This window comes from Knoellia terrae (assembly GCF_048606435.1).
Taxonomy (GTDB): domain Bacteria; phylum Actinomycetota; class Actinomycetes; order Actinomycetales; family Dermatophilaceae; genus Knoellia; species Knoellia terrae.
In genome coordinates, this window is sequence record NZ_JBMBWH010000007.1 from 82,917 (window position 1) to 107,348 (window position 24,432).

The window sequence follows — 24,432 nt, forward strand, 5'->3', positions numbered from 1 at the left end:
GTCCTCCACAGCCCCATGGCGACGGGTCAGTTCGGAAGGCGACCGCCGGGATAGGTCGACCGCAGCTCGTCCTCCGTCGGCTCGTGCGGCTGGTGCGCCTCGGGCGGGAGGAGCTCGCTGATGGCCTCCATGATCCGCTTCGTGTCCGCTGCCGGTGAGCGGTGGTTGAGCTCGACCGGCTCGCCGACCCGGACCCGCACCGTCGGGGGGTTGGCCAGCGACAGCAGGTGGGGCATCGCCGAGGAGCGCGGCCAGACCTTCTCGGTGCCCCACAGCCCGACGGGGACGACCGGTGCGCGGGAGGCGGCGGCGAGCCGGGCGGCGCCGGTCCGGCCCTTGAGGACCGGGTCGAAGAACGCCTTGCCCCGAGGGATGGTGCCCTGCGGGAGGAGGGCCACCATCTCGCCGCCCTCGAGGGCGAGCGCGGCCATGTCGTAGGACTCCTGGCCACCCTCGGCCCGGTCGACGCGGATGCCCCCGATGGCGCCGACGAGCGGTCCGAGGACCGGCACCTCGAAGAGCTCCTTCTTGGCGAGCACCCGCGCGGTGCGCCCCGACCGGCGGATGACATTGGCCATGGCCGCGACGTCGAAGTAGCTGCGGTGGTTGCCGACGAGGATGACCGGTCCGTGCCGCGGGATGTTCTCGATGCCCTGGATGTCGAAGCGGGCGCAGGGGAAGAACGTCGAGCGCAGCGCCTCGAGCGCGAAGCGCTGCAGCTCGATGCCGACCACGGGGATCTTGAACACCCCCGGCGACACGTCGAAGTGCACGATCGGCCACCGGCGAGCCACGGCATACAGGGCCAGTCGGGGGTCCGGGTTCACGGCGGCCGGCTGGCCCACGGCCTGGAGGAGAGGCAGGTCGAAGATGCTGTCGGAGTAGGCGAAGCTCTCACGCAGGTCGATGTCGTGCTGCGCCGCGAAGTGGCGGACGGCGGCGAGCTTGCCCGTCGACCAGACGAACGGGCCACGGATCGAGCCGTCGAAGCGGCCGTCCTCCCTCGTGCCGTAGCGGGTCGCGAGGACGTGGTCGAAGCCGAGGAGGTCGGCGAGCGGCTTGATGAGGTGCTCGGGCGTCGTCGTGGCCATGACCACCGGGCGGCCCTCGGCCTTGTGCTGCTCGATGAGGGCCAAGGCGAACGGGTGCACCAGCTCCGCGATGACCGTGGCTGCCGTGGTCGCGGCGTCGTCGAAGCTCTGCGAGTCCTTGCCGCGAGCCACGAGCGTGGCCTGCCGGGCGAGGAAGATCGACGCGAGGTTCTCGCCCAGCAGGTCGAACGTCTTGAAGAGCAGCCCCTGCCCCGGCAGCGAGCGCGGCGCGAGGCCGAGGTCGACCATGGCCCGGCTGAGGTGGGGTCCGGTGCCGCCCTGGAGCAGCGTGCGGTCGAGGTCGAAGAACGCGGCGCCGGGCATGCCTCACCCTATGACCGCTGCCGTCGGTGTCGCTGCCGGCGGTGCATAGGGTGGCCGTCATGACGACGGCGTTCGTGCTCGGCGGCGGTGGGGTCCTCGGCACCACGCAGCTCGGCATGCTGCGGGCGCTCGCCGAGCAGGGCGTCCGGCCCGACCTCGTCGTCGGCACGAGCATCGGTGCCATGAACGGCGCGTTCGTCGCGGCCGACCCCTCCCCCGCCGGGATCCGCACCCTCGCCGACGCCTGGCAGGCCGTGGGGTCGAGCGGGATCTTCCTCGAGAACCCCATGCGCTCGGCGGCGCGGCTCGCGCGCTTCCGCACGCACCTGCTGTCGAGCGCGCCCCTGCGCTCCATCATCGACGACCACCTGCCGGTCGACACGTTCGAGGAGCTCGAGGTCGAGTTCCAGTGTGTCGCAGCGTGCATCGAGACGGCCGGGTCGGCGTGGTTCTCGTCGGGCGGGCTCGTCGACCCGGTGGTCGCGTCGTGCTCGGTGCCGGGGCTGTTCCCCGCCGTCGAGATCGACGGGCGCCACCACCTCGACGGCGGCCTCGTCCACTCGATCCCCGTCGGCCGCGCCCTCGCGCTCGGGGCGACGCGGGTGTTCGTCCTTCAGGTGGGCCGGGTCGAGCAGCCGCTCGCGCCGCCGCGCCGGCCGTGGGAGGTGGGGGTCGTGGCGTTCGAGATCTCCCGACGCCACCGCTACGTCCACGAGATGGAGTCCATCCCCGACGGGGTCGAGGTGCACGTGCTCCCCAGCGGCGCCCCGGAGTCCCCGTCGGTGGCGCTGGCCTACGGTCGCAGCTCGCGGCTCACCGCCCGGGCCGAGCAGGCCTACGCCGCGTCGTCGGCATACCTCGAGACGTCCCCACCGGCCTGACCGGACGGCATACGCTCCCGGCATGGGTCTCGCGGGCATCCCCCCACCGCCACCGGTCGTGCGACGGGTGTTGCCCGTCGTGTGGCCGGTCGGAGCGGCGGCGCTCACCGGGCTCGCGACCCCGGTCATCGTCGTCGGCGCGTTCGCGTCCTTCGTCGACCGGCGCGCCCGGCTGTTCCGGGTGAGCTGCCTGGGCGTCGGCCTCGTCTGGGTCGACGTGCGGATGCTCATGGAGTGCTGGCGACTGTCGCTGTGCCACCGCGGCACGCAGGGTCCGTCGTGGGAGGACGACCACGAGGCGGTCTTCCTCGCCGGGCTCAACCGGGCGATGATCCTCGCCCGGCGCTGGGTGGGGTTCGAGGTGCGGCTCGACGGTCGGATGCACTTCGGGTCCGAGGGGTCGCCGCTCATCGCGTTCGCCCGTCACGCCGGACCCGGTGACTCCCTCGCGCTGGCCTGGCTGCTCGGCCACACCGCCGAGCGGATGCCCAAGATCGTCCTCGCCGAGGCGCTCCGCTGGGACCCGACGGTCGACGCGCTGCTGACGCGCATGCGCTCGTACTTCGTGCCCAGCCGCACCGGCGCGGGCGACGACCGGACGACCGGGGTGCGCGCGCTCGCCCGTGGGCTGAAGCACGACGACGTGCTGCTGCTCTTCCCGGAGGGGCAGAACTTCTCACCGGACCGTCGCCGGCGGCTCATCGACCGGCTCCGCGAGGCAGGCCACGAGCTCAAGGCCCGCCGGGCGATCTCGCTGTGGAACACGTTGCCGCCCAAGACCCGTGGCGTCATCGCCTGCCTCGACGAGCGCCCCGACGCCGACGTCATGATCGTCGCCCACGCCGGCTTCGGGCAGCTGTCGACGCCCAAGGAGATCTGGGACGCGATCCCGTTCACCGACCGCCCGTTCCTCGTGAGGACGCAGACGTATGCCGCGTCCGACGTCCCCGACGAACCGGCCGGGATCGAGCGCTGGCTCGACGAGCACTGGACCGAGATCGACGCGTGGGTCGCGACCTACGAAGGCTCCGCGACGCCCTGACCCTCGGCCCGGCGGTTCCAGAGGAGCCGGCTGTGGGTCGCGATCTTGGCGGCGAGGCCGGCTGACGCGACGATGAGCAGGACGACGAGGAACCAGCTGAAGCCCTCGTCGTGCAGCCGACCGGTGATGAACGCGACGAAGACGATGCCCAGCGCCAGGTCGCCCAGAGCCGCGAGGCGCGGATGCCTCGGGGGAGTCTCGACCTCGACCGTCGTCGGGCGGACCGCGCCCTGCAGCGGTGGCATCGGCTCCATGGGCTCACCGTAGGTGCTGCCGGGACGGTGGGTGGGCGATCCGGCCGAGCACGATGCGCGGCAAAGGAGCTGCGAGCCCGGGGCTGCGCAGGCAGGCGTGCGGGTGGCCTGCCCGGAACGGCGCGGTTGCCGCGCGGCATGCCCGCCTGCGCCTGGGCTGTTGAGTACCCCGAACGGGGAAGGTCAGGCAGGGGTCAGGTGTTGCGGAGGCTGCGGAGCCAGTCGCGGGCGGCACTGAAGTCGGCGTCCCCGGTGAGCGGCGCGACGGCGGTCAGGGCCCCGTCCTCCCGGGGGTAGGAGCCGAGGAAGCGCACCTCCGCGCAGACCCGCTTGAGCCCCATGAGCGCCTCACCGACGCGCTCGTCGAGGACGTGCCCCTCGAAGTCGATGGAGAAGCAGTAGGACCCGAGCGAGTCCTTCGTCGGGCGCGACTCGAGCCGGGTCATGTTGATGCCCCGCACCGAGAACTGCTCCAGCAGCTCGAGCAGCCCACCGGCACGGTCGTCGCGCTGGAAGAGCACCACCGTCGTCTTGTCGGCGCCGGTCCGCTCGGGCAACGACCCGGGCCGCGCCACGAGGACGAAGCGCGTCACCGCTCCCGCCCGGTCGCCGATGTCCTCGGCGAGGACCTCGAGGCCGTGGTTGGCGGCGGCGACCGGCGCGCACACCGCTGCGTCGTAGCCCTGCGCACCCTCACCGGCGCCCAGGCCGGCAGCCGCCGCCGCCGTCGACAGCGTCGGGACGTAGGTCGCGCCCGGCAGGTGCCGGTCCATCCACCCGCGGACCTGCGCCCAGGCGTGGGAGTGCGTGCCGACCGCGTGGACGTCGGCGAGCGGCATCCCGCCCCGGGCGGCCAGCACGAAGGTGATGGGCACGTTGACCTCGCCGATGACGACGAGCGGGTCGCCGGAGGCGAGCGCGTCGAGGGTCGCCGACACGCCTCCCTCGACGGAGTTCTCGATCGGGACCATGGCGGCGTCGATCTCGCTGCGCCGCAACGCGTCGAGCGCCGAGTCGACCGACCCGAACGGCACGTGCTCCCCCTCGTGCGACGACGTCCACGACAGCAGCGCCATCTGGGTGAAGGTGCCCTCGGGCCCGAGGTAGCCGTAGCGCGTGGTCATCGCTGCCTTCCGGTCCGGGCGGCGCTGAGGGCCTGCTGCTCCTCGGGGGTCAGGGTCGTGTCGGAGCCGCCGGCGGCGATGCCCTTGGCATAGGTCCGGGACTCCCCGCGGGCGTGGATCGAGCTGAGCACCACGCCGTCGCCACGGTCGTCGACGATCGCGGCGCTGAAGCTCAGCCGGCCGCCCATGTCACCGAAGGCGTCGTAGCGGACCACGGCCACGTGCCGCAGCGCCTGCGCCAGGTCGGCCCGCAGCGCCTCGAGGTCGCCCGCACCGACCGGCCGCTGGCGCTCGAGGTGGTCGACCTGCCGTCGCAGCCGCAGCACCAGCACGCCGAGGACCGCGAGCACCACGAGGAGCGCCACCGGCAGCAGGGCGACGAGGAGGAGGACGACCGCCTCGACTCCGTTGGTCCCGAACATGACGGCCAGCGTATGCCGTGCCGTCCCGTCCCGCGGGCACGTCCACGACCGCTCAGGGCCGCTCGTACCCTTGTGCCCACCATGGGCATCGACTTCGTCACCATCGCCATCGTGTTCGCGACCATCTTCGTCGTCGAGCTCCCGGACAAGACCTTCATCGCGACCCTGGTGATGTCGACGCGGTTCCGCCCGCTGCTCGTCTGGGTGGGCGTCGTCGCCGCGTTCTTCGTGCAGACGCTCGTCGCCGTGGCCATCGGCGGGGTGCTCAACCAGCTGCCCAAGAAGCCGATCGAGATCTTCGCGGCCGTGCTCTTCCTCATCGGCGGCATCATCCTGCTCCGCGGTGCCAGCAAGGCCGACGAGGAGGAGGCGGAGGCCGAGGAGGAGTTCGGTGCCAAGTCCGCGGCCAAGCAGCTCGCCGGCTGGAAGGTCGTGACGTTCTGCTTCACGATCCTCTTCCTCGCCGAGTGGGGCGACCTGTCGCAGATCCTCACCGCTTCGATGGTGCTGCGCTTCGACGACCCGCTCTCCGTCTTTCTCGGCGCGTTCCTCGCGCTCGCCGCCGTCTCAGGCCTCGCGGCCCTGCTGGGCCGCACCCTGCTCCAGCGGATCCGGCTGTCGACGATCCGCCGCATCGGCGGCGTCGTCTGCCTCGTGCTCGCCACGGTCAGCGTGCTGCAGATCGTCGGCGTCGTCTGATCGCCGGGCCGCCCGGTCGGGCTCACGGCTGACCCACCACAGCAGCCCCAGCGCCACCAGCCCGCCCGCCACGTCGGCGTTCTGGAGCACCCGTCCGGGGAGCTCCGGCCACTCCGGGTGGTTGAGCCAGGAGATGCCCCACCACGGCATCCGCATGAGGAACCACCCCAGGACGACCAGCCCCGCGACGAGCCGTCGACGCGAACGCCACGGCTGGGCCCCGAGCAGCGCGAGGACGACGACGACCACCCAGTGGAAGTGGTGGATCCACGCCACCGGTGAGAGCAGGCAGGCCAGCAGACCCACGACGGCCACCTCCGCGACGGAGTCGCCCCGGCGCCACATCTCGCGAGCCAGCCGGTAGCCGAACACCCCGACGGCGGCGACGAGCACGAGCCAGATCGCCGTGCCCCCGACGCCGTCGGGCCCCACGCGCAGGAGGAACCCGCGCAGCGACTGGTTGGACGTGCCGAAGTTCGGCCCGAGCCGGGCCGGGTCCTGCAGCGCCCCGCCCCAGAAGGCGAACGACGCCTCGGGCAGCAGCGCCCACGCCCCGAGCGTCACGCCGACCGCCGTGCCGACCGCCGTCGCCGCCTCCTTCCACCGACGGCACACGAGGTAGTGGATGACGAAGACCCCGGGCGTGAGCTTGATCGACATCGCGATGCCGACGAGCACCCCCGGCGGGACGTGGCGCAGCAGCCCCGGCCGCGGCCGGCGCAGGTCCATGAGGCAGGCGAGCACCATGAAGGCGTTGACCTGCCCGAAGCGGATCCCGTCGGAGACGGGGTGCAGCCACAACATCGGCGCGGTGAGCGCCGCGAGCGCGAGGGGCAGCCACGGTCCGGCGCGGTGCAGCAGCCGCCACCCGGCATACCAGACGATCGCGGTGGTGGCGGCGACCTGGGCGGCGGTCCACAGCCAGCCCGCCACCCCGAACGGCACCCACGCCAGCGGGATCGCGAGGATCGCCGCGAAGGGCGGGTAGGTGAACGGCAGGAGCTGGGGGGCCTCGGTCATGGCAGCGTAGATCGGCCGGCCGGTGAGGATCGAGACGCCCGCCTCGCGGTAGACCTCGACGTCGACCTGCCACTGGTCCAGCGGCCAGAAGACGAGGTAGCGCAGGACCACCGGCACGGCCGCGAGCGCGACGAGCGCGATCGCGAGCGGCCACTGCCAGCGCGCCGGCGGCGCTTTCGTCGAGGTCACCCGGCCATTGTTCCCGTATGCCGCAACTCCGCGTGGCAGGGTCACGTCATGGCTCGTCTGCGCACCGTCTCACCCCGGACCCCCGGCTGCACCCGCCGCCGCGCGGGCAAGGGGTTCACCTTCCTCGACTGCGACGGTGCTCGGCTGCCCGCCGAGGAGGTCGACCGGATCAAGTCGCTCGCCATCCCGCCGGCGTGGGAGGACGTGTGGATCTGCCCCCTGCCCAACGGCCACATCCAGGCCGTCGGGACCGACGCCGCGGGTCGTCGTCAGTACCTCTACCACCCGGTGTGGCGCGAGCGCCGCGACCGCGAGAAGTTCGACCGGATCACCGCGGTGGCCTCCCGGCTCCCGGCCGCCCGGCGGCGGGTCGCCCGCGACCTGACGCGTGAGGGCACGCCGTTCGAGAAGGCCGCGGCGGCGGCCGTGCGCCTGCTCGACCGCGGCTACTTCCGCATCGGCAGCGACACCTACACCGACGAGAACGGCTCCTTCGGCCTCACCACCCTCGAGCGGAGCCACGTCCGCAAGGAGCGCGGGGTCCTGGTCTTCCGGTTCGTCGGCAAGTCGAACATCGAGCACACCATCGAGATCGACGACCCGGCCGCCATCGAGGCCCTCGAGCCGATGCGCCGGCGGCGCACGGCGAGCAAGCGGCTCCTCGCCTACGAGAAGGACGGGAGGTGGGCCGACCTCACCGCGCCCGACGTCAACGCCTACCTCGCCGAGCTGCTCGGCGGTGACCTCACGGCCAAGGACTTCCGGACCTGGCACGCCACCGTGCTCGCCGCACTCTCGCTCGCCGAGTCCGAGGAGAAGGGTGACACCGTGACCTCGCGCCGACGGGCCGTCAAGACCGCCGTCGCCGAGGTCGCCGAGTACCTCGGCAACACGCCGACCATCGCGAAGAACTCCTACGTCGACCCGCGGGTCCTCGACAAGTACGAGTCGGGGCAGACGATCGACGTGGGGGCGCGACGGTTCCGCAGCCCCGAGCGCCGCCAGGCCGCCGCGGAGAAGGCCCTGCTCGAGCTGCTCACCGACTGAGGACGGCACCTCGCCGCGCACGCCCGGATGGCGCCCACACGGCCCACGTAAGATCCGCCGCGTGACTCGTCGAGCCCTGGCCGCCCTGCTGACCGCTGTCGCGGCGGTGCTCGGTCTCGGCGTCGCGTCGGCCGCGACACCCGCCCTGGCCGCTCCCCCGTTCGGCGCGACGGTCCTCATCGGCACCGGCGGCATCACGTGGACCGACGTCTCCGAGGAGGCGACGCCGAACCTGTGGACGCTGCTGCGCGACGGCTCCAGCGCGGCCATGTCGATCCGCTCGGTCGACACCAACACCTGCCCGGTCGACGGCTGGCTCGGCGTCTCGGCCGGGGGCCGCGCCGCCGGCCCGCGCCAGGGGACCGGACCGGTGAAGGAGCGGCCCTGCGCCCCTCTCGAGGAGCCGACCGACGGGGTCGTGCCGCAGTGGCAGACCTACGTCGAGGCCGCGGCCAGCCGGAAGTTCGATGCCCGGCTGGGCATGCTCGGCGAGGCCGCCGCCGCCTCCGACGTCTGCATCAAGCCGGTCGGGCCGGGGGCCGCGATCGCGGCCTCCATGGCGGACGGCACGGTCGACCGCTACTCCCCGTGGTCCGACGAGACCCTGCTCGTCGACCTCAACACGTGCCCGCTGACGATCGTCGACGTCGGCAGCGTCCGGGACCCGGAGGACGTCGCCGAGGGTGAGACGGCCCCCGGCGCCAGTCGCAGCGCCCAGGTCGCCGAGGTCGACAAGCGCATCGGGGCCGTCATCGAGGCCGCCCCGGGCGGTGCCGACTTCGTCGTCGCGAGCCTGTCCGACGCCGGGCGGACCGAGCGCCTGCGGCTCGCCGTGGCCCGGGGCCCGAACTTCGGCCCCGGCCGCCTCGACGCCCCGTCGACGCGCCAGCCCGGCCTCGTCCAGGCGCAGGACATCCCCGTCACCGTCATGGCGGTCACCGGCATCGACGTCCCGACCGGCCTCGGCGGGACGCGGATGACGAGCGACCCCGCTCCCGACAACTCCGAGCGGCGGGCGCGGGAGCGGCTGCAGAAGCTCGTCGACTACGACCTCGCGAGCCACGAGGTGCACAGCCTCGTCCCGCCGTTCTTCAACACCTTCGCCTACGGGCAGCTCGTCATCTACCTCCTCGTCCTCCTCGTCTGGAAGGGCAAGATCGGCGGACCCGACACGCGACGTCGTGTCCTCGGCGTCGTCCGGGTCGTCGCGGTGGCAGCGGCGTCGGTCCCGGCCTCGACCTTCCTCGCCAACCTCCTGCCGTGGTGGCGCTTCCCCGTCCCGATGGTCTCGATCGTCGGTGCCGTGGGGCTGTTCGTCGCCCTCATCGCGTTCGCCGCGCTGCGCGGCCCGTGGGGCAGGGCGGCCCTCGGCCCGCTCGCGTTCGTCGCGGCCGTGACGATGGCGGTCCTCGCCGGCGACGTCATCACCGGCTCGCGCCTCCAGCAGTCCTCGCTCATGGGCCTGCAGCCGGTTGTCGCCGGACGCTTCTACGGCATGGGCAACGTGACCTTCGCCCTCTTCGCGACCTCCTCGATCCTGCTGGCCACGGCCGTCTCGAGCTTCCTCGTCAAGGCCCGGCGGCCCCGTGTCGCCGCGGCCGTCGTGCTCGCGCTGGGCGTCGGCACCGTCGTCATCGACGGTGCGCCGTTCTGGGGTGCCGACGGCGGTGGCCCCCCGGCCTACATCCCCGGCATCGCCTACCTCGTCCTGTCGATCCTCGGCCTGCGGATGACGTGGCAGCGGGTCCTGCTCATCGGGCTGGGGTCGGTCGGACTCTTCTTCGGCGTGGCGCTCCTCGACTGGCTGCGCAGCCCCGACGACCGCAGCCACCTCGGGCGGTTCATCCAGTCGATCCTCGAGGGTGACGCCCTCGACATCGTCGTCCGCAAGGCCGAGCAGAACTGGAGCATCCTGCTCGGCAACGCCCCGCTCACCCTGCTCGTGCCGGCCGCCCTGCTCTTCGTCATCTACGTCCTCGCACGGCCCACCTCGTGGGGCTCGCGCGGGCTCGGCAAGTCGGCGGACGCGGCGCCGACGCTGCGGGCCGGGCTGATCGCGCTCGTCATCACGCTCACCATCGGCTTCCTCATCAACGACTCCGGCACGGCGATCCCCGCCGTCGGCGCGACCGTCGCGGTCCCGCTCATCGTCAGCGTCGTGGTGCGGACCCTCCAGGACGACCTGCGCGCCGTGGCACCGACCCGCCGCGCCAGGCGCTCCTGAGCAGCCAGGCCCACGCCGCCAGCAGCACCAGCGGAGCCACCCTGGTGCGGACGGCCATCGTCACGTCCTCGACGCCCGGCGTCATCCCGAGCACCCGGCCGGGCGTGTAGGCCACCGCCATCACCCAGAGGCGCGCGAGCAGCACGGCGTCCACGGCGCCCACCGCCACCGCGGGCAGCGCCGACCAGACCATGAGGTCGTACCACGGCAGGGAGTAGCTCGCCGCCAGGGCGTACCCGCCCGCGAGCACCACGACCCACGCCAGCGCCGACGGCCCCACGTCCGGGGCACTCGGTGGCCCGAGGCGGGGCCGCACCAGCCGCGCGAGGCACACGGCGAAGACGAGGGCCATGAGCGCCGCCAGCACCGAGATCGCCATGCGGACCCCGACCCCACCGCCGCTGACCTCGAGCAGCCAGCGCCACGGTGACGCCAGCGAGACGGCCCGCGCCGACCTCCCGAGCTGCTCGTAGACGTGGGGCCCGGCCCAGAGGTGCAGTGCACCGGTGACCACGGCGGCGGAGAGGACCACGGCGGCCACCCGGCCGAGCCGCCGCGCACCGAGGGCGAGGAGCAGCGCGAGGACGAACACGGCATACGTGAACTTGGACGACAGGGCGAGCCCAGCGAGGGCGCCGGCCAGGACGGCGCCACCCGTGCCGACCCACCGGTGGGCCGCCCACACCGCCGCGACGCCCAGCGCGGTGGCGAGCAGGTCGACGTGCGCGCCGAGCACCCCGACCGAGAAGACGAGGGGGTTCGCGGTCCACACGGCGTCGATGCGAGCGGCCCGGCCGGGCAGCAGCCGGCGCAGGCACCAGCGGACGGCGAGCCACGACGCGACGACGACGAGCTGCCACAGCCAGACCGTCTCGCGCAGGTTGTCCCCGCCGCCGAGCGAGGTGAACCCCTGCACGAGGGTCGCGAAGGGACCGTAGACGCTGGGCTCCTCGGTCCATGGCGCCTCGACCCGACTGACGACCGGGTCGGTGCCACCGCGCCACCCCTGCGGCGACTCCAGCCAGGGGTTGTCGCCGAGGCTGAGGATGCGGCCGTATGCCGCGTAGCTCACGTGGTCGCCCGACCCGAACGGGGTGGTGAGGGCCGCGGCGACCGCCAGCACGCCGACGACCGCTCGGGGCAGCTCGCCGTCGCGGCGTGCGAGGGACAGGACGACCGCCGCCGCTCCGAGCGTGTATGCGGTCCACATGGCTACGGTGACCAGCGCCGGGCCGAGCGTGAACGGCAGGAGCGTCCCCGGGGCCCAGCCGCGGTCGCCGAGGTCGGAGGCGGCGGCGTTCGGCAGGCTCAGGCCGACGAGGAGGAGCAGGGCGAAGGAGGTGACGAGCAGGCCGGTGCGCAGCCGGCCGCCGCGGCGCCCGCCGTCAGAGTCGGGCTGCGACACCGGGTGCACGCTCGGAGAGGGCCCGACGCAGGCGACGTCGGGTGAGGGCCCGCCAGACGTCGCGGTACTGCTCGGCGCGGTGCACCTGGCCGCGCCAGTTCCGGCCCGAGACGCGGTGCTGGAGCTCGCAGGGGACCTCCTCGACGCGCAGGCCGGCGGTGAGCACGTCGACGGTCAGGCCGACCTCGACCCCCCACCCGGGTGCGAGCGGGCTGGCCGCCTCGAACGCCTCGGCGGTGAGGCAGCGCATGCCGGAGAGCGGCTGGACCGGGGTCCAGCCGGTGAGCCGCGCGACGCCCTCGCGGGCCAGGCGCACGACGAAGCCGTGGCCACCGCCGGCGACCTTCTGCGGCGGCAGGGTCGCGATGGTCATGTCGGCCCGGCCACCGAGCACCGGCGGCAGGAGGACGTGCAGGTTGGCCGCCGAGTCCTCGAGGTCCCCGTCGACGAAGAGCAGGTGCCGGGGCCCGTGGGCGTCGGCCGCCTCGAGAAGGCGCAGGTGGCGCACGCCGGTCTCGAGGGCCGCGGCCTTGCCGGCGTTGCGCGCGTGGACCACGACGTCCGCACCGGCCGCGTCGGCCACGGCGGCGGTGTCGTCGCTGCTCCCGTCGTCGACGACGACCACGCGGTCGACGCCGGGCAGGGCGAGCACGGCCTGCACCGTGGCCGCGATGCGGTCGGCCTCGTCCTTGCAGGGGATGATCGCCGCGACCGTGCGGTCAGGCGCCGGCATCAGCGCAGGGTCACCTGGCGGCTGAGCAGGCCCGAGCGGGCCCGGCGCTCGGCAGCGGTGAGGGGCTCCGCGGAGGCGAGCGCCGCGGCATACCGGGTCCCGAAGGCGCCGAGCGCGTCCTCGTGGGTGTCCGGGTCGCTGTCGGCCGGGACCTCGAAGACGGGCACGAGCAGCCCGCAGGCGCGGAAGGCGCCGAGGAGGCGCGTGTGCTCGCCCAGGCTGGTCTCGCCGGCGGCGTGCAGGCGGGCGAGCGCGTCGGTGGCGTGGTCCTCGTCGTCGGGCAGGACGAGGCGGATGTAGGTGCGCTCACCGATGCGCACCCAGTAGGCCGAGGGCAGCGCGGACATGCGCCGGGTCGGGACGACCGACGCGTTGGCGCGGTCGAGGGAGGCGCGGCCCTCCTCGTCGAGGTCCTGGCCCTCGACCCAGAAGTCGAAGCCCTCGTGCACCTCCACCTCGAAGGCCGCCGTGGTGTCGAGCAGGTCCTGGAGCCGCGGGGTGTCACCGGTGGCGGCGGGCACGTGCTGGACGGCGCTGCCGGGTTCGGCGGCGGCCCCGGCCAGGAGCTGGGCCGCGAGGTCACGGCTCGGGTCACCGCTCGTCGAGCCGGACTGGGTGCCGACGAGGACGGTGCCGTCCGCACGGTGGACGGCCGGCCAGGCCATGGGCAGCACCGTGGCGATGGTCGCGCGCTCCGCACCCTCCGGCGCCCGGCCGTCAGCGAAGGTCACCGAGGCGGTGGCCGCGGGAAGGATCTCGCGGATCGCCACCCACTCGGTCTCCTGCGGCAGCCCCTCGAAGGGACGGTTCACGTAGGGGACGGGCGCAGAGCGCTGCCGCGCGGTGGGTGCGCCAGAGTCGTCGGTGGTCCTGCGTCGTCGCGAAGCCTTGCCCATGGCGGTCAGCGTAGTGCCGGGAGAGGAGTGCTCAAGTCAGGCGGCGCGCGGGCGCCGGTCAGGCGGCGCGGCAGGCGCCGGTCAGGCGGCGCGGCAGGCGCCGGTCAGGCGGCGCGGCAGGCGCCGGTCAGGTGGCGCGGCGGCGGCTGGGGCCGCCGACGGCGGCCCACACCGTCTGTCCGCCCTTGTCCTCGCCGACGCCCCACTCGTGGGCGAGCGAGCGGATGATGCGCAGCCCGCGGCCGCTCGACACCCACACGGCGGCCGGCGCGGGGACGGGAGCGGTGTCGCCGCCACCGTCGGTCACCTCGAGCTCGACGACCTCGCCGCGCACCTTCCAGCGCACCCGGAGGCAGCCGTCGGCGAGGGGACGCGCGTGACGGATCGCGTTGGTCATCAGCTCGGAGACGACGATCTCGGACTCGTCGATGGTCTGCTCGGCCAGGTCGCGCGCCCTGAGGTCGAGCACGACGGCGTGGCGCACCCGCGTCACCGTCGAGGCGCCCCAGGGCGCCCGGATCGTCCGGACCTGGCCCTGGCCGATGGTCCCGCCGAACTCGTCGAGGGCGGGACCGCCGTCCCGTGGCGTCCTGGTCGCGTCGCTGTCCGCTGAGGTCACGTGCGGGACTCTAGTCGAGCAGGGCGAGAACGTGACGCGGCCGATCACTGATGATGACGTCGACGCCGAGCTCGAAGCACCGCTCGACGTCCTCGTCGTCGTTGACGGTCCAGACGTAGACGGTGTGCCCCCGTCGCTGGTGGGCGCGCACGACCGACGGCGTGCGGCGGACGATCCGCATGTCGAGGCCCACGCTCGTGATGCCGGTGGGCAGCGAGCCGTCCCACGAGAACCGGGGAGCGGAGTGCTCGACGAGGTAGACGAGGGGGACGTCCGGAGCCAGGCCCCGCATGCGCAAGAGGGCCAGCAGCGAGAACGACATGACGCGCACGTGCGGCAGGCGTGGCCGGTCGCCCCCGGTGAGCCCGAACTCCCGCAGCACCGTGACGAGCTGGCGCTCCACGAGGCCGCCGTAGCGCGTCGGGTGCTTGGTCTCGATGAGGGTGAGCAGCTCGTGGTGCTGCGCGGTCAGGGCGTCGAGCAGCCTGCGGAGGGTGAGCAGGCGCCCGCGCTCGGGGTCGCGGTCGGCCTGCTCGCCGGAGGTCCCGTCGTCGAGCCGCTTCCAGCTGCCCCAGTCGAGGCCCTCGAGGTGCGCCAGCTCGAGCGTCGAGATCACTCCGTCACCGTTGCTCGTGCGGTCGGCGCGTCGGTCGTGCACGCACACGAGGTGGTGGTCGGCCGTGAGCCGGACGTCGCACTCGATCCCGCCGACGCCGAGGTCGAAGGCCGTCGTGTACGCGGCGAGGGTGTGCTCCGGGGCCTCGGCACTCGCCCCCCGGTGGGCCACCACGACGGGACGGGTGCGTTCGAGCAGGTGCCTCGCTGTCGGAGCATCCACGCCTCCATCGTGGCACCGCGGCACCCGTGGTGAGGCGTACGACTCACACGACCTCGCGGCATACCGTTGTCCCATCGTGAGCCTGCCCCCGTTCCAGAGCCTCGTCGACGCGCACTGGCGCGACGTCGGTCGCCTCGCGCACGCCCTCGCCGGGCCGAACCTCGGCGACGACGTCGCGCAACAGGCGTGGACGCAGGCGCTCGCGGCCTATCCGCGCGTCACGAGCACACGCAACCTCAAGGGCTGGCTGCTGACGATCACCCACCGCTGCGCGATGGACGCGCACCGCGCCGGCCGTCGCACCGTGGCCCATGACGACCCGTCGACGCTGCCCACCGCCCCGGTCATCGACGGACCGGTGGTGCCGGACGACGGGCTGTGGGCTCGGGTCGACGCCCTGCCTCCCCGCCAGCGTGAGGCGGTCGTGCTCAAGTACGTCGGCGACCTCGACCACCGTGCCGTCGCGGCCGCCCTGGGGACCACCCCGACGATGAGCCGCCGGCTGGTGTCCGACGCGCTCGCCACCCTCCGACTCGACGCCGAGGAGCTGCGATGACCACCACCGAGTTTCCGTCCTTCGACCCGGCGGTGCACCCGCCCGTCCTGCCCGAGTCGGACGTGTCGTATGCCCTCGAGGACACCGCCGTCGGCCGGCTGCTGCTCGCGATGACGGCCGACGGTCGTCTCGTCACGAGCGTCTACGTCCCGGATGCCGCGGCGGAGTCCGCGTGGCTGCAGCGGGTGGCCGACGTGGTGTCACCGCGGGTCCTGCGCCACCCGTCGCGGCTCGACGGGGTCCGGCGCGAGCTGGCCGACTACCTCGACGGGCGGACGAGGAAGTTCTCGGTGACGCCGGACCTCGTGCTGGCCAGCGACTTCCAGCGGTCGGTGCTCACCCGGTTGGCCTCGCGGGTCGGCTACGGCGCCGCGACGACCTACGGCGCGCTCGCGGCGGCGATCGACCGGCCGGGTGCGGCGCGCGCCGTGGGGTCGGCCCTGGGGGCCAACCCGGTGTGCGTCGTCGTGCCCTGCCACCGGGTGCTGCCGGCCGGCGGTGCGGTGCACGGGGACGTCGGTGGGTATGCCGGCGGGCCGGCTGCCAAGGAGCACCTCCTGGCGCTCGAAGCCCGCAGCGCCACGATGCGATAGCCAGCCGGGGCTGGCGGGACTACGCTGTACAAACCATGTACACGATCAAGCGCACAGCCGAGCTCACGAGCATCGGCGTGGCCACGCTCCGGGCGTGGGAGCGCCGCTACGGCGTCGTCGCGCCCTCCCGCTCCGAGGGTCGCTACCGCCTCTACTCGGACGACGACGTGCGCGCGCTCTCGATCATGGCCGCCCTGGTCAACGACGGGTGGACCGCGAGCGAGGCCGCAGCAGAGACGCTCCGGCGCGTGGGCGGAGGAGCGACCCGGCCACTCGCGGCGGTGGAGGCGACGAACGGGGGGTCCGCGCCGGTCCACGCGTCGCTCGACGAGCTCGACGAGCTCCTCGACGCCGCGGGACAGCTCGACGTCGAGCGGGTCGGGGCGGTCCTCGACCGCGCCCTCGCGCGCGACACCTTCACCGTCGTCGCCGAGCAGTGGCTCATGCCGGTGCTCAACGCCGTCGGCGGCGCGTGGGCCGACGGTCGCATGACCGCCGCGGGCGAGCACCTCATCAGCTATGCCGTGCAGCGGCGCCTCGCCGGGCTGTACGACGCGACGGCCTGCGAGCGCACCGGGCCCCTCGTCGTCCTCGGGCTCCCCCCGGGCTCACGTCACGAGCTCGGGCTGCTCGCCTTCGCGGTGGCCGCCCGCCAGTCGGGGCTCAACACCGCCTACCTCGGAGCCGACCTGCCGCTTGAGGACTGGCAGGTGGCGGTCTCCGTGCGCCGGGCCGGTGGCGCGGTCATGTCGGTCCCCCGCCTCGCCGACGTCGTCCCCGCTCAGGCCGTGGTGGACCGGCTCGTCGAGCACCACCCCGGGCTCGTCGTGGCCGTGGGCGGTGGGTACCAGGACGACGTCACGGGCGCCCAGCGTCTGGGCCACGGCCTCCGCGAGGGCATCGCCGCGCTCCGGGTCGCTCTCGACTCGGTCCCCTCGAGCACGGACGGTCCCGTTCCCGCCTGACCCGCTCCCCCTGCGCCGGCTGGCCCCGGCGTCGTCGTGGCGCCGTGGAGCGAGCTCCCAGGCAGCAGGACGCCGCCCCCCACCCGTGTACGGGGTGAGGGGCGGCGCGTGGGGGCGGGTGCTCGAGGTCGGGGCTTACCTCAGCACCAGGGGTAGATGAACAGGCTGTCGTCGCCGGCGCGGTGGTCCGCGAGGACCGTGCTCAGCGGGAGGGTGGCGGGAAGGGAGCCCACGTCGGTGGTGGCGCGGGGCTTGACGCCCACGGCGACCGCGGTCGCGATCGGCAGACCGCTCTCGGCGACGGTGGAGAAGAGTCCGGCGTCCTTGAGGACGGCGATGCCGGCCTGCATGCACCCGGTGTCGGGCTTGGCACTGGCGGCGGGGGCGACCGCGACGGTGGCGGCTCCGAGGGCGAGGACGGCGGCCGTGGTGGCGAGCTTCTTCATGTCGTTCTCCTTGGTCTTGTTGAGCCCCTGCGGTCTGAGGTGCTGTGCCTAGACAACTCCCCTGTCCACCCTTTGTCAAGGCTTTGTCGAAGGTTTGTCCACGGTTGGTCCGAAAGGACTACGTGCGGGAGCACCCGCGCAGCTCCACGGCATACGCGAAGGGATGAGCGGGCCTGGTCAGCGCCCCGGGAGCTCCGGACCGTCGATGTCGTAGCCGCCGAGCAGCTTGGCCATCGCCAGGTGCGGCTTTGCCTCGTCGTGGCGCGACTGGCGCTGCAGCGTGCGGCCGAGCAGCAGCAGCGCGTAGTGGTCGTCCGGGTTGTCCACGAGCATCGCCCGCAGGATCTCCTCGGCACGGGTGAGCTGCGCCGAGTGGTAGTACGACCGCGCGAGGTAGAGCCGCAGCTCCGTCGTCCCGTGCAGCGGCGGCTCGAGGGCGCTCCGGTCGACGAGCTCGAGGAAGAGCACTCCGGCCTCGCGGTAGTCGCCCCGGGCGAACAGCTCCCGGGCGGCCTCGTAGTCGGTGACGAACGAGCTCTCCGTCATGTCTCTCCTTCGATGTGTGCCGCTAGGCCTGTCTAGGCCCCAGCTGATAAACCGCTATCCGGCCGGATTCTTCCCTCAGCGGAACGCCGGCAGCCCGGTGAGCGCCTGGCCGATGACGAGCTGGTGGACCTCGGAGGTGCCCTCGTAGGTGAGGACCGACTCGAGGTTGTTGGCATGCCGCAGCGGGGAGTACTCGAGCGCGATCCCGTTCGCGCCCAGCAGGGTCCGGCACTCGCGGGCGATGGCGATCGCCTCACGGCACGAGTTGAGCTTGCCCAGCGACACCTGCTCGGGCCGCAGCGTGCCGGCGTCCTTGAGCGCACCGAGGTGCAGCGCGAGGAGCATCCCCTTGCCCAGCTCCAGGGTCATGTCGGCGAGCTTGGTCTGGGTGATCTGGTAGCCGGCGAGCGGCTTGTCGAAGATCTCGCGGTCCTGCGTGTAGGCGATGGCCACCTCGAGGCAGTCGCGAGCCGCTCCCAGCGCCCCGAAGATGATCCCGAACCGCGCCTCCGACAGGCACGACAGCGGGCCGGAGAGGCCGCGCGCCTCCGGGAGGATCGCCGACGAGGGCAGCCGCACGCCCTCGAGCACGAGCTCGGACGTCACGGAGGCGCGCAAGGACAGCTTGCCGGTGATCTCGGGCGCGGAGAAGCCGGGCGAGTCGGTCGGCACGACGAACCCGCGCACCGTCTCACCGTCGCTGGAGTCCGTGCGGGCCCAGACGACCGCGACGTCGGCGACGGAGCCGTTGGTGATCCACATCTTCGTGCCGTCGAGGACCCAGTCGTCACCGTCGCGACGGGCGCGCGTCCGCATGCCGGCCGGGTTCGACCCGTAGTCCGGCTCGGTGAGGCCGAAGCAGCCGATCGCCTCGCCGGCCGCCATCCGCGGCAGCCACTCCTGCTTCTGCTCCTCGCTCCCGAACCGCCAGATCGCGAACATCGCGAGCGAGCCCTGGACGGAGACGAGCGAGCGCACGCCCGAGTCGACCGCCTCGAGCTCGGCACAGGCCAGCCCGTATGCCGTCGCGCTCGTCCCGGCGCAGCCGTACCCCTCGAGGTGCATGCCGAGCAGGCCCAGCTCGCCGAGCCGCGGCGCCAGCTCGCGCACCGGCACGGAGCCGGACTCGAACCAGCCGGCCACATGGGGGCGGACCTCCGCGGCGAGGAAGGTGCGCACGGTGTCGCGCATGTCCCGGTCGTCGGCACCGAGGAGCCCGTCGATGCCGAACAGGTCGAGGGGGTGCTGCGCGTCCGTGGCCATGTCCACAAACCTACCCGCGCCGCGGCGGCGGTCGCCGTGCGAAAACGGGGTGACGGCGGGCCCACCACGAGGGAGACTCGACTCCCGTGGCACATCTCGAGGTCAACCAGGTCGGGTTCACTCTCCCCGACGGCCGCCCCCTGCTCGACGCGGTCCAGTTCCGGGTCGGGGAGGGCCAGCGCGTCGCGCTCATCGGCCCCAACGGCACCGGCAAGACGACCCTGACCCGGATCATCTCCGGCGACCTCGCCGCGCACGAGGGGGCCATCACCCTCTCCGGCACCCTCGCCGTGATGAACCAGTTCATCGGCAAGGTGCGTGACGACTCCACCGTGCGCGACCTGCTCGTCTCCGTCGCGCCCGAGCGCATCCGCACCGCCGCCCGCGCCGTCGACGCCGCCGAGCTGCGGATCATGGAGGTCGACGACGAGCCGTCGCAGATGGCCTACGCCCAGGCCCTCGCCGACTGGGGCGACGCCGGCGGCTACGAGTTCGAGACGACCGTCTGGGACACGGTGACCACCCAGGCCCTCGGCATGCCGTTCGAACGGGCCCAGTGGCGTGCCGTCACCTCCCTGTCGGGCGGCGAGCAGAAGCGGGTCGTGCTCGAGGCGCTGCTCGACGGCCCCTCGGACCTGCTGCTCCTCGACGAGCCGGACAACTACCTCGACGTGCCCGCCAAGCGCTGGCTCGAGGAGCGCCTCATCGCCTCGGACAAGACCGTCCTCTTCATCAGCCACGACCGCGAGCTGCTCTCGCGGGTGGCCACGGCGGTGGTCACCCTCGAGCCCGGCGCCAACGGTGCGACGGCCTGGACCCACCCCGGCTCGTTCGCGACGTGGCACCAGGCCCGGGTGGACCGCAACGACCGGCTCGAGGAGATGCGTCGCCGCTGGGACGACGAGCACACGAAGATCAAGGCCCTCGTGGTCATGTACCGGCAGAAGGCGGCATACAACTCCGACATGGCCTCCCGGCTCCAGGCCGCGGTGACGCGTCTCGACCGCTTCGAGAAGGCGGGGCCGCCGGAGAAGGTCGCGCTGGGCCAGAACGTGAAGATGCGCCTCACCGGCGGCCGCACCGCCAAGCGCGCGGTCGTCTGCACCGGGCTCGAGCTGCTCGCTCCCGACCCCGGCACCCCCGTGAGTGACTCGCTGATGCGGCCGTTCGACCTCGAGGTGTGGTTCGGCGAGCGCGTCGCGGTGCTCGGCTCCAACGGCTCGGGCAAGTCGCACTTCCTCCGGCTGCTCGCCTCCGGCGGGAGCGACCCCGACGTCGAGCACCGGCCCGTCGGGGACATCGCCCCGGAGCCCGTGCGGCACAGCGGCGTCGCCCGTCTGGGGTCGCGGGTCCGTCCCGGCTGGTTCGCCCAGACGCACGACTCCCCCGCGCTGCGCGGCCGCACCCTGCTCGACATCCTCCACCGCGGGGACGAGCACCGCAGTGGCCGCGGCCGCGAGGAGGCGGCGCGGGTGCTCGACCGCTACGAGCTGGCCCGGCAGGGCGAGCAGACCTTCGACTCGCTCTCGGGCGGGCAGCAGGCGCGCTTCCAGATCCTGCTGCTCGAGCTGAGCGGGGCGACGCTGCTGCTGCTCGACGAGCCCACCGACAACCTCGACCTGCACTCGGCGGAGGCGCTGGAGCAGGCGCTCACGGCGTTCGAGGGCACGGTGCTCGCGGTGACCCACGACCGGTGGTTCGCGCGCAGCTTCGAGCGCTTCCTCGTCTTCGGCAGCGACGGCCGGGTCGTCGAGACGCCCGAGCCGGTGTGGGACGAGGCCCGGGTGAGCCGCGCCCGCTGAGCGCCGGTGTCGTCGGGGAGGATGTCGCCATGGACCCGGGCCCGGGCGTGCTCCTGCGCGACGCGACGAGCGAGGACGCCGCCGCCTGCGCAGCGATCTATGCGCACTACGTCGAGCACACGACGGCCACCTTCGAGGAGGTCGCGCCCTCCGCCGACGAGATGGCCGGCCGGATCGCGGCCGCCCAGGAGCGACACGCGTGGCTCGTCGCCGAGCGCGGCGGTGCCGTCGTCGGGTACGCCTACGGCGGCCCCTTCAAGGCCCGGGAGGCCTACCGCTTCTCCTGCGAGGTGAGCGTCTACGTCGACGTCACCGCCCGCGGTGGTGGGCTCGGACGCGCCCTGTATGCCGCGCTGCTCGGTCGCCTGGAGTCGCTCGGCATGCGGATGGCGTGCGGCGGCGTGACGATGCCCAACGACCCGAGCGTCACGCTGCACCGGGCACTGGGTTTCGACGAGGTCGGCACCTACCAGCGGATCGGCTGGAAGCACGGCGCGTGGCGTGACGTCACGTGGTTCCAGAAGCCGCTCGGCGACGAGGGCCCTCCCGGCTGAGCCCGGGTCAGGCAGCGACCTCGCCGTCCGGGGCGACGTGCACGAGCGAGCGGTAGTCCGGGTGGCGCTCGATCCACGACCGGATGAACGGGCAGAGCGGCAGGACCTCGCGCCCGCCCGCGTCACGGACGTCGTCGAGGGCCGCCCGGGCGAGCGCCGACCCGACGCCCCGCCCCTCGAAGCGGTCGTCCACCTCGGTGTGGGTGAAGGCGATGGTTCCGGGCGAGAGGTGGTAGGCCGCGAACCCGGCCAGCTCTCCATCGAGGTGAGCCTCGTAGCGGTGGCGGTCCGGGTTGTTCGTCACGACGACGTCATCAGCCATGCTGGTCATGAGACCACCCCACCACACCACCGCGCCAGCCCCGAGGAACACCATGTCCGAGGTCCACGTCCTCTCCCCCCGCGAGGTGCCGCTGGGCGGCCCCCGCTCGATGACGGTGCGGCGCACGCTGCCCCACCGGGACCGCTCCTTCGTCGGCGCGTGGTGCTTCGTCGACCACTACGGACCCGACGACGTCGCCGCGACGAGCGGCATGGACGTGCCGCCCCACCCGCACACCGGCCTGCAGACGGTGAGCTGGCTCTTCGAGGGCGAGGTCGAGCACCGGGACAGCGGGGGCGTCCACGCGATGGTCCGCCCCGGCGAGGTGAACCTCATGACGAGCGGGCACGGCATCGCCCACTCCGAGGTCTCGACGTCGGCGACACGCACCCTGCACGGCGTCCAGCTGTGGGTGGTGCTACCCGAGGCCGACCGCGACCTCGAGCGCGAGTTCCAGCACCACGCCGCACCAGTGGTGCCTCTGGCCGATGGCGTCGAGGGGCGCGTCTTCATCGGGCAGCTCGGCGGCCACGCCTCACCCATCACCACCCGCACCCCCCTCCTCGGGGCCGAGGTGACGCTCGCGGCAGGTGCGTCGTGGACGGTGCCGGCGGACACGGCATACGAGCACGCCCTACTGGTCGACACCGGGCGGGTCACGTTCTGCGGGACGCCGCTGGAGCGGGGCGACCTCGGGGTGGTCGACGCCGGGCTCGCCGAGCTCACGGTCGTCGCCGAGGAGCCCACGCGCGCCGTGGTGCTCGGTGGCACCCCCTACGACGAGGCGATCGTCATGTGGTGGAACTTCATCGGGCGGGACCACGACGAGATCGTCGCCTTCCGCGAGCAGTGGCAGGCCCGCGCTGAGCGTTTCGGTGAGGTCGAGGGGTATGCCGGCCGGCTGAGCTGGCTGCCCGCTCCCGAGCTCCCGGCCGGTCGCCTCCGCAGCCGCGACCGCCACGGGCGGCACTGACGCGCCTCCGCCCCTTGCGGTATACCCAAGGGGGGTATAGTATCGACGCATGACAGAGCACGACGGACACCAGCACGCGTACATCGCGGCCGGCCACAAGGACGACTACCTCAAGCGACTGCGCCGCATCGAGGGCCAGGCGCGCGGGATCCAGAAGATGGTCGACGAGGAGAAGTACTGCATCGACATCCTCACGCAGATCTCGGCGATGACGAAGGCCCTCCAGTCCGTCGCGCTGGGGCTGCTCGACGAGCACATGAGCCACTGCGTCGCGGACGCCGCGCGTCAGGGCGGACCCGAGGCCGACGTCAAGCTCAAGGAGGCGAGCGACGCGATCGCCCGCCTCGTGAAGTCCTGACCCCACTGACCCCACCCCCACCCCGCGCCTTGTGTGCCCCACCGGAAGCCAGGACTTCCGCTCAGGCACACGAGGCGAGATGAAAGAGAAGGAAGCGCACACGATGAACACCCAGACCTGGACCGTCACCGGCATGACCTGCGGCCACTGCGTCGCCTCCGTGACCGAGGAGGTCACCGAGCTCGACGGCGTGGAGAAGGTCGACGTCGACCTCGCCACCGGAGCCGTCACCGTCACCAGCACCGAGCCACTCGAGGACGACGCCGTGCGCGCCGCCGTCGAGGAGGCCGGCTACCAGCTGGCATGAGCACCTCCCTGCGGGTCGTCGGCTTCCTCGCCGCCCTCGCCGCCGTCTTCGGCATCACGCTCGCCGCCGGCCGTGCCTTCGGGCCGGTCGAGGCCGCGCCGGCACACGACGGCGCGACGCACGAGTCGTCCAGCGCGTCGGGGTCGGTGGCGTCACCCAGCCCCGAAGCCACGTCCGAGCTCCCCGGTGGGCTCCAGGTCTCCCAGGACGGCTACACGCTGCGCCTGCTCGACACCGACCTGCCCGCCGGCCCGCGCACCCCGGTGCAGCTGCTCATCGAGGGCCCCAGCGGGACCCCCGTGCTCGACTACACCCCGCAGCACGAGAAGGAGCTGCACCTCATCGCGGTCCGCCGTGACTTCTCGGGCTTCCAGCACGTCCACCCGACCCGGGACGCCGACGGGGTGTGGAGCACCACCCTCGCGCTGACGCCCGGGAGCTGGCGGGTCTTCGCCGACACGGCACCCCGTGGAGGCAACCCGGTCACCCTCGGCGCCGACGTCTCGGTCGCCGGTGCCCCCGTGCCCGTCGCGCCACCCGAGCACGACGTGCGGACCGCCACGGTCGACGGCTACACCGTGACGCTCGCGGGTGACCTCACACCGGGCAGCGACTCCGACCTCACCCTCTCGGTGAGCCGTGAGGGCCGCCCCGTGACCGACCTCGACCCCTACCTCGGCGCCTACGGCCACCTCGTGGCCCTGCGCACCGGTGACCTGGCCTACCTCCACGTGCACCCCGAGGGGCACCCCGGCGACGGCACCACCAAGCCCGGGCCCGAGGTCCCCTTCGTCGCCGCCGTGCCGAGTCCCGGCACCTACCGGCTCTTCCTCGACTTCCAGCACGCCGGCGTCGTGCGCACAGCCGCCTTCACCGTCACCGCGGGCTCGCCCGCCGACCTGCCGTCAGGAGGCAGCAGTGACCACGCGCATTGACCTC

Annotated in this window: 27 protein-coding genes and 1 pseudogene; 14 read left to right on the plus strand and 14 right to left on the minus strand. The window is 73.2% G+C overall.

From position 1 onward, the window contains the following. Positions 1-26: 26 nt before the first annotated feature. A complete protein-coding gene (locus ACOJV9_RS11160) occupies positions 27-1,415 on the minus strand; it encodes an HAD-IB family hydrolase (RefSeq protein WP_420185289.1) in 1,389 nt (462 codons plus the stop codon). Positions 1,416-1,474: 59 nt separating this feature from the next. Here ACOJV9_RS11160 and ACOJV9_RS11165 point away from each other — a divergent pair, with 59 nt between their 5' ends. Beyond that, the gene (locus tag ACOJV9_RS11165; protein ID WP_420185290.1) at positions 1,475-2,296 is read left to right on the plus strand and encodes a patatin-like phospholipase family protein; all 822 of its coding nucleotides are present in this window, start codon (positions 1,475-1,477) and stop codon (positions 2,294-2,296) included. A 22-nt stretch (positions 2,297-2,318) separates the two neighbouring features. Continuing rightward, a complete protein-coding gene (locus ACOJV9_RS11170) occupies positions 2,319-3,338 on the plus strand; it encodes a 1-acyl-sn-glycerol-3-phosphate acyltransferase (protein WP_420185291.1) in 1,020 nt (339 codons plus the stop codon). Here ACOJV9_RS11170 and ACOJV9_RS11175 read toward each other — a convergent pair. The 3 genes from ACOJV9_RS11175 to ACOJV9_RS11185 form a co-directional block, all read right to left on the minus strand. Next, positions 3,314-3,592: a hypothetical protein gene (locus ACOJV9_RS11175; protein ID WP_420185292.1), complete on the minus strand. Its 279-nt coding sequence runs from the start codon at positions 3,590-3,592 to the stop codon at positions 3,314-3,316. The two genes, ACOJV9_RS11170 and ACOJV9_RS11175, sit on opposite strands and share 25 nt — an antisense overlap. A gap of 194 nt (positions 3,593-3,786) precedes the next feature. Next, the gene (gene pheA / locus ACOJV9_RS11180; protein ID WP_420185293.1) at positions 3,787-4,716 is read right to left on the minus strand and encodes a prephenate dehydratase; all 930 of its coding nucleotides are present in this window, start codon (positions 4,714-4,716) and stop codon (positions 3,787-3,789) included. Beyond that, positions 4,713-5,138 (minus strand): DUF4446 family protein, encoded by a 426-nt coding sequence (locus ACOJV9_RS11185; RefSeq protein ID WP_420185294.1) that lies wholly within the window; start codon positions 5,136-5,138, stop codon positions 4,713-4,715. Before ACOJV9_RS11185 ends, pheA begins: the two co-directional genes overlap by 4 nt. Before the next feature lie 81 nt (positions 5,139-5,219). On the opposite strand from ACOJV9_RS11185, the gene ACOJV9_RS11190 reads away from it, so the two are divergent. Next, complete coding sequence (locus ACOJV9_RS11190; RefSeq protein ID WP_420185295.1) at positions 5,220-5,837, plus strand: TMEM165/GDT1 family protein; 618 nt, start codon at positions 5,220-5,222, stop codon at positions 5,835-5,837. Positions 5,838-6,125: 288 nt separating this feature from the next. Here the strand turns inward: ACOJV9_RS11190 and ACOJV9_RS11195 are convergent. Further along, positions 6,126-6,857: pseudogene (locus tag ACOJV9_RS11195) on the minus strand (glycosyltransferase 87 family protein); the annotation flags it as partial. Between the two features lie 237 nt (positions 6,858-7,094). Between ACOJV9_RS11195 and ACOJV9_RS11200 the strand changes: the two are divergent. Continuing rightward, positions 7,095-8,093, plus strand: a complete 999-nt coding sequence (locus tag ACOJV9_RS11200) for a DNA topoisomerase IB (RefSeq protein ID WP_420185296.1) — start codon at positions 7,095-7,097, stop codon at positions 8,091-8,093. Positions 8,094-8,154: 61 nt separating this feature from the next. Then, entirely contained in the window at positions 8,155-10,317 is a 2,163-nt protein-coding gene (locus ACOJV9_RS11205; RefSeq protein WP_420185297.1) for a hypothetical protein, read from the plus strand. Here ACOJV9_RS11205 and ACOJV9_RS11210 read toward each other — a convergent pair. From ACOJV9_RS11210 to ACOJV9_RS11230, 5 genes are all read right to left on the minus strand, one after another. Then, positions 10,244-11,722 carry an MptA/MptB family glycosyltransferase gene (locus tag ACOJV9_RS11210; RefSeq protein ID WP_420185298.1) on the minus strand — a complete coding sequence of 493 codons (1,479 nt, stop codon included), beginning with the start codon at positions 11,720-11,722 and terminating at the stop codon, positions 10,244-10,246. The two genes, ACOJV9_RS11205 and ACOJV9_RS11210, sit on opposite strands and share 74 nt — an antisense overlap. Further along, positions 11,703-12,455, minus strand: coding sequence for a glycosyltransferase (locus tag ACOJV9_RS11215; RefSeq protein WP_420185299.1), 753 nt, complete (start codon positions 12,453-12,455; stop codon positions 11,703-11,705). The genes ACOJV9_RS11210 and ACOJV9_RS11215 overlap by 20 nt, the downstream gene beginning before the upstream one ends. Then, complete coding sequence (locus tag ACOJV9_RS11220) at positions 12,455-13,351, minus strand: DUF5926 family protein (RefSeq protein WP_420185300.1); 897 nt, start codon at positions 13,349-13,351, stop codon at positions 12,455-12,457. Before ACOJV9_RS11220 ends, ACOJV9_RS11215 begins: the two co-directional genes overlap by 1 nt. A 127-nt stretch (positions 13,352-13,478) precedes the next feature. Further along, positions 13,479-13,970 carry an ATP-binding protein gene (locus ACOJV9_RS11225; protein WP_420185301.1) on the minus strand — a complete coding sequence of 164 codons (492 nt, stop codon included), beginning with the start codon at positions 13,968-13,970 and terminating at the stop codon, positions 13,479-13,481. Between the two features lie 10 nt (positions 13,971-13,980). After that, positions 13,981-14,808: a glycerophosphodiester phosphodiesterase gene (locus ACOJV9_RS11230; RefSeq protein ID WP_420185302.1), complete on the minus strand. Its 828-nt coding sequence runs from the start codon at positions 14,806-14,808 to the stop codon at positions 13,981-13,983. A 76-nt stretch (positions 14,809-14,884) separates the two neighbouring features. On the opposite strand from ACOJV9_RS11230, the gene ACOJV9_RS11235 reads away from it, so the two are divergent. The 3 genes from ACOJV9_RS11235 to ACOJV9_RS11245 are packed head-to-tail and all read left to right on the plus strand — an operon-like array spanning position 14,885 to position 16,922. Next, a complete protein-coding gene (locus tag ACOJV9_RS11235; protein WP_420185303.1) occupies positions 14,885-15,364 on the plus strand; it encodes an RNA polymerase sigma factor in 480 nt (159 codons plus the stop codon). Then, positions 15,361-15,957: a methylated-DNA--[protein]-cysteine S-methyltransferase gene (locus ACOJV9_RS11240; protein WP_420185304.1), complete on the plus strand. Its 597-nt coding sequence runs from the start codon at positions 15,361-15,363 to the stop codon at positions 15,955-15,957. The genes ACOJV9_RS11235 and ACOJV9_RS11240 overlap by 4 nt, the downstream gene beginning before the upstream one ends. A gap of 35 nt (positions 15,958-15,992) precedes the next feature. Further along, a complete protein-coding gene (locus ACOJV9_RS11245; RefSeq protein WP_420185305.1) occupies positions 15,993-16,922 on the plus strand; it encodes a MerR family transcriptional regulator in 930 nt (309 codons plus the stop codon). Positions 16,923-17,062: 140 nt separating this feature from the next. Here ACOJV9_RS11245 and ACOJV9_RS11250 read toward each other — a convergent pair whose 3' ends face one another. From ACOJV9_RS11250 to ACOJV9_RS11260, 3 genes are all read right to left on the minus strand, one after another. Then, complete coding sequence (locus ACOJV9_RS11250; protein WP_420185306.1) at positions 17,063-17,368, minus strand: hypothetical protein; 306 nt, start codon at positions 17,366-17,368, stop codon at positions 17,063-17,065. A 177-nt stretch (positions 17,369-17,545) separates the two neighbouring features. Then, positions 17,546-17,914, minus strand: coding sequence for a tetratricopeptide repeat protein (locus ACOJV9_RS11255; RefSeq protein ID WP_420185307.1), 369 nt, complete (start codon positions 17,912-17,914; stop codon positions 17,546-17,548). A 75-nt stretch (positions 17,915-17,989) separates the two neighbouring features. Then, the gene (locus ACOJV9_RS11260; RefSeq protein WP_420185308.1) at positions 17,990-19,177 is read right to left on the minus strand and encodes an acyl-CoA dehydrogenase family protein; all 1,188 of its coding nucleotides are present in this window, start codon (positions 19,175-19,177) and stop codon (positions 17,990-17,992) included. A gap of 86 nt (positions 19,178-19,263) precedes the next feature. Here ACOJV9_RS11260 and ACOJV9_RS11265 point away from each other — a divergent pair, with 86 nt between their 5' ends. Then, a complete protein-coding gene (locus ACOJV9_RS11265) occupies positions 19,264-20,979 on the plus strand; it encodes an ABC-F family ATP-binding cassette domain-containing protein (protein WP_420185309.1) in 1,716 nt (571 codons plus the stop codon). A gap of 29 nt (positions 20,980-21,008) precedes the next feature. Further along, complete coding sequence (locus ACOJV9_RS11270; protein WP_420185310.1) at positions 21,009-21,533, plus strand: GNAT family N-acetyltransferase; 525 nt, start codon at positions 21,009-21,011, stop codon at positions 21,531-21,533. Between the two features lie 7 nt (positions 21,534-21,540). On the opposite strand, the gene ACOJV9_RS11275 is transcribed toward ACOJV9_RS11270, so the two are convergent. Continuing rightward, complete coding sequence (locus ACOJV9_RS11275; RefSeq protein WP_420185311.1) at positions 21,541-21,855, minus strand: GNAT family N-acetyltransferase; 315 nt, start codon at positions 21,853-21,855, stop codon at positions 21,541-21,543. 52 nt (positions 21,856-21,907) lie between these two features. Here ACOJV9_RS11275 and ACOJV9_RS11280 point away from each other — a divergent pair, with 52 nt between their 5' ends. From ACOJV9_RS11280 to ACOJV9_RS11295, 4 genes are all read left to right on the plus strand, one after another. Further along, positions 21,908-22,828, plus strand: coding sequence for a pirin family protein (locus ACOJV9_RS11280; RefSeq protein ID WP_420185312.1), 921 nt, complete (start codon positions 21,908-21,910; stop codon positions 22,826-22,828). A gap of 49 nt (positions 22,829-22,877) precedes the next feature. Then, positions 22,878-23,186 carry a metal-sensitive transcriptional regulator gene (locus tag ACOJV9_RS11285; RefSeq protein ID WP_420185313.1) on the plus strand — a complete coding sequence of 103 codons (309 nt, stop codon included), beginning with the start codon at positions 22,878-22,880 and terminating at the stop codon, positions 23,184-23,186. Positions 23,187-23,289: 103 nt separating this feature from the next. Further along, the gene (locus ACOJV9_RS11290) at positions 23,290-23,493 is read left to right on the plus strand and encodes a heavy-metal-associated domain-containing protein (RefSeq protein ID WP_420185416.1); all 204 of its coding nucleotides are present in this window, start codon (positions 23,290-23,292) and stop codon (positions 23,491-23,493) included. Beyond that, positions 23,490-24,428, plus strand: a complete 939-nt coding sequence (locus ACOJV9_RS11295) for a hypothetical protein (protein ID WP_420185314.1) — start codon at positions 23,490-23,492, stop codon at positions 24,426-24,428. The genes ACOJV9_RS11290 and ACOJV9_RS11295 overlap by 4 nt, the downstream gene beginning before the upstream one ends. Positions 24,429-24,432: the final 4 nt, after the last annotated feature.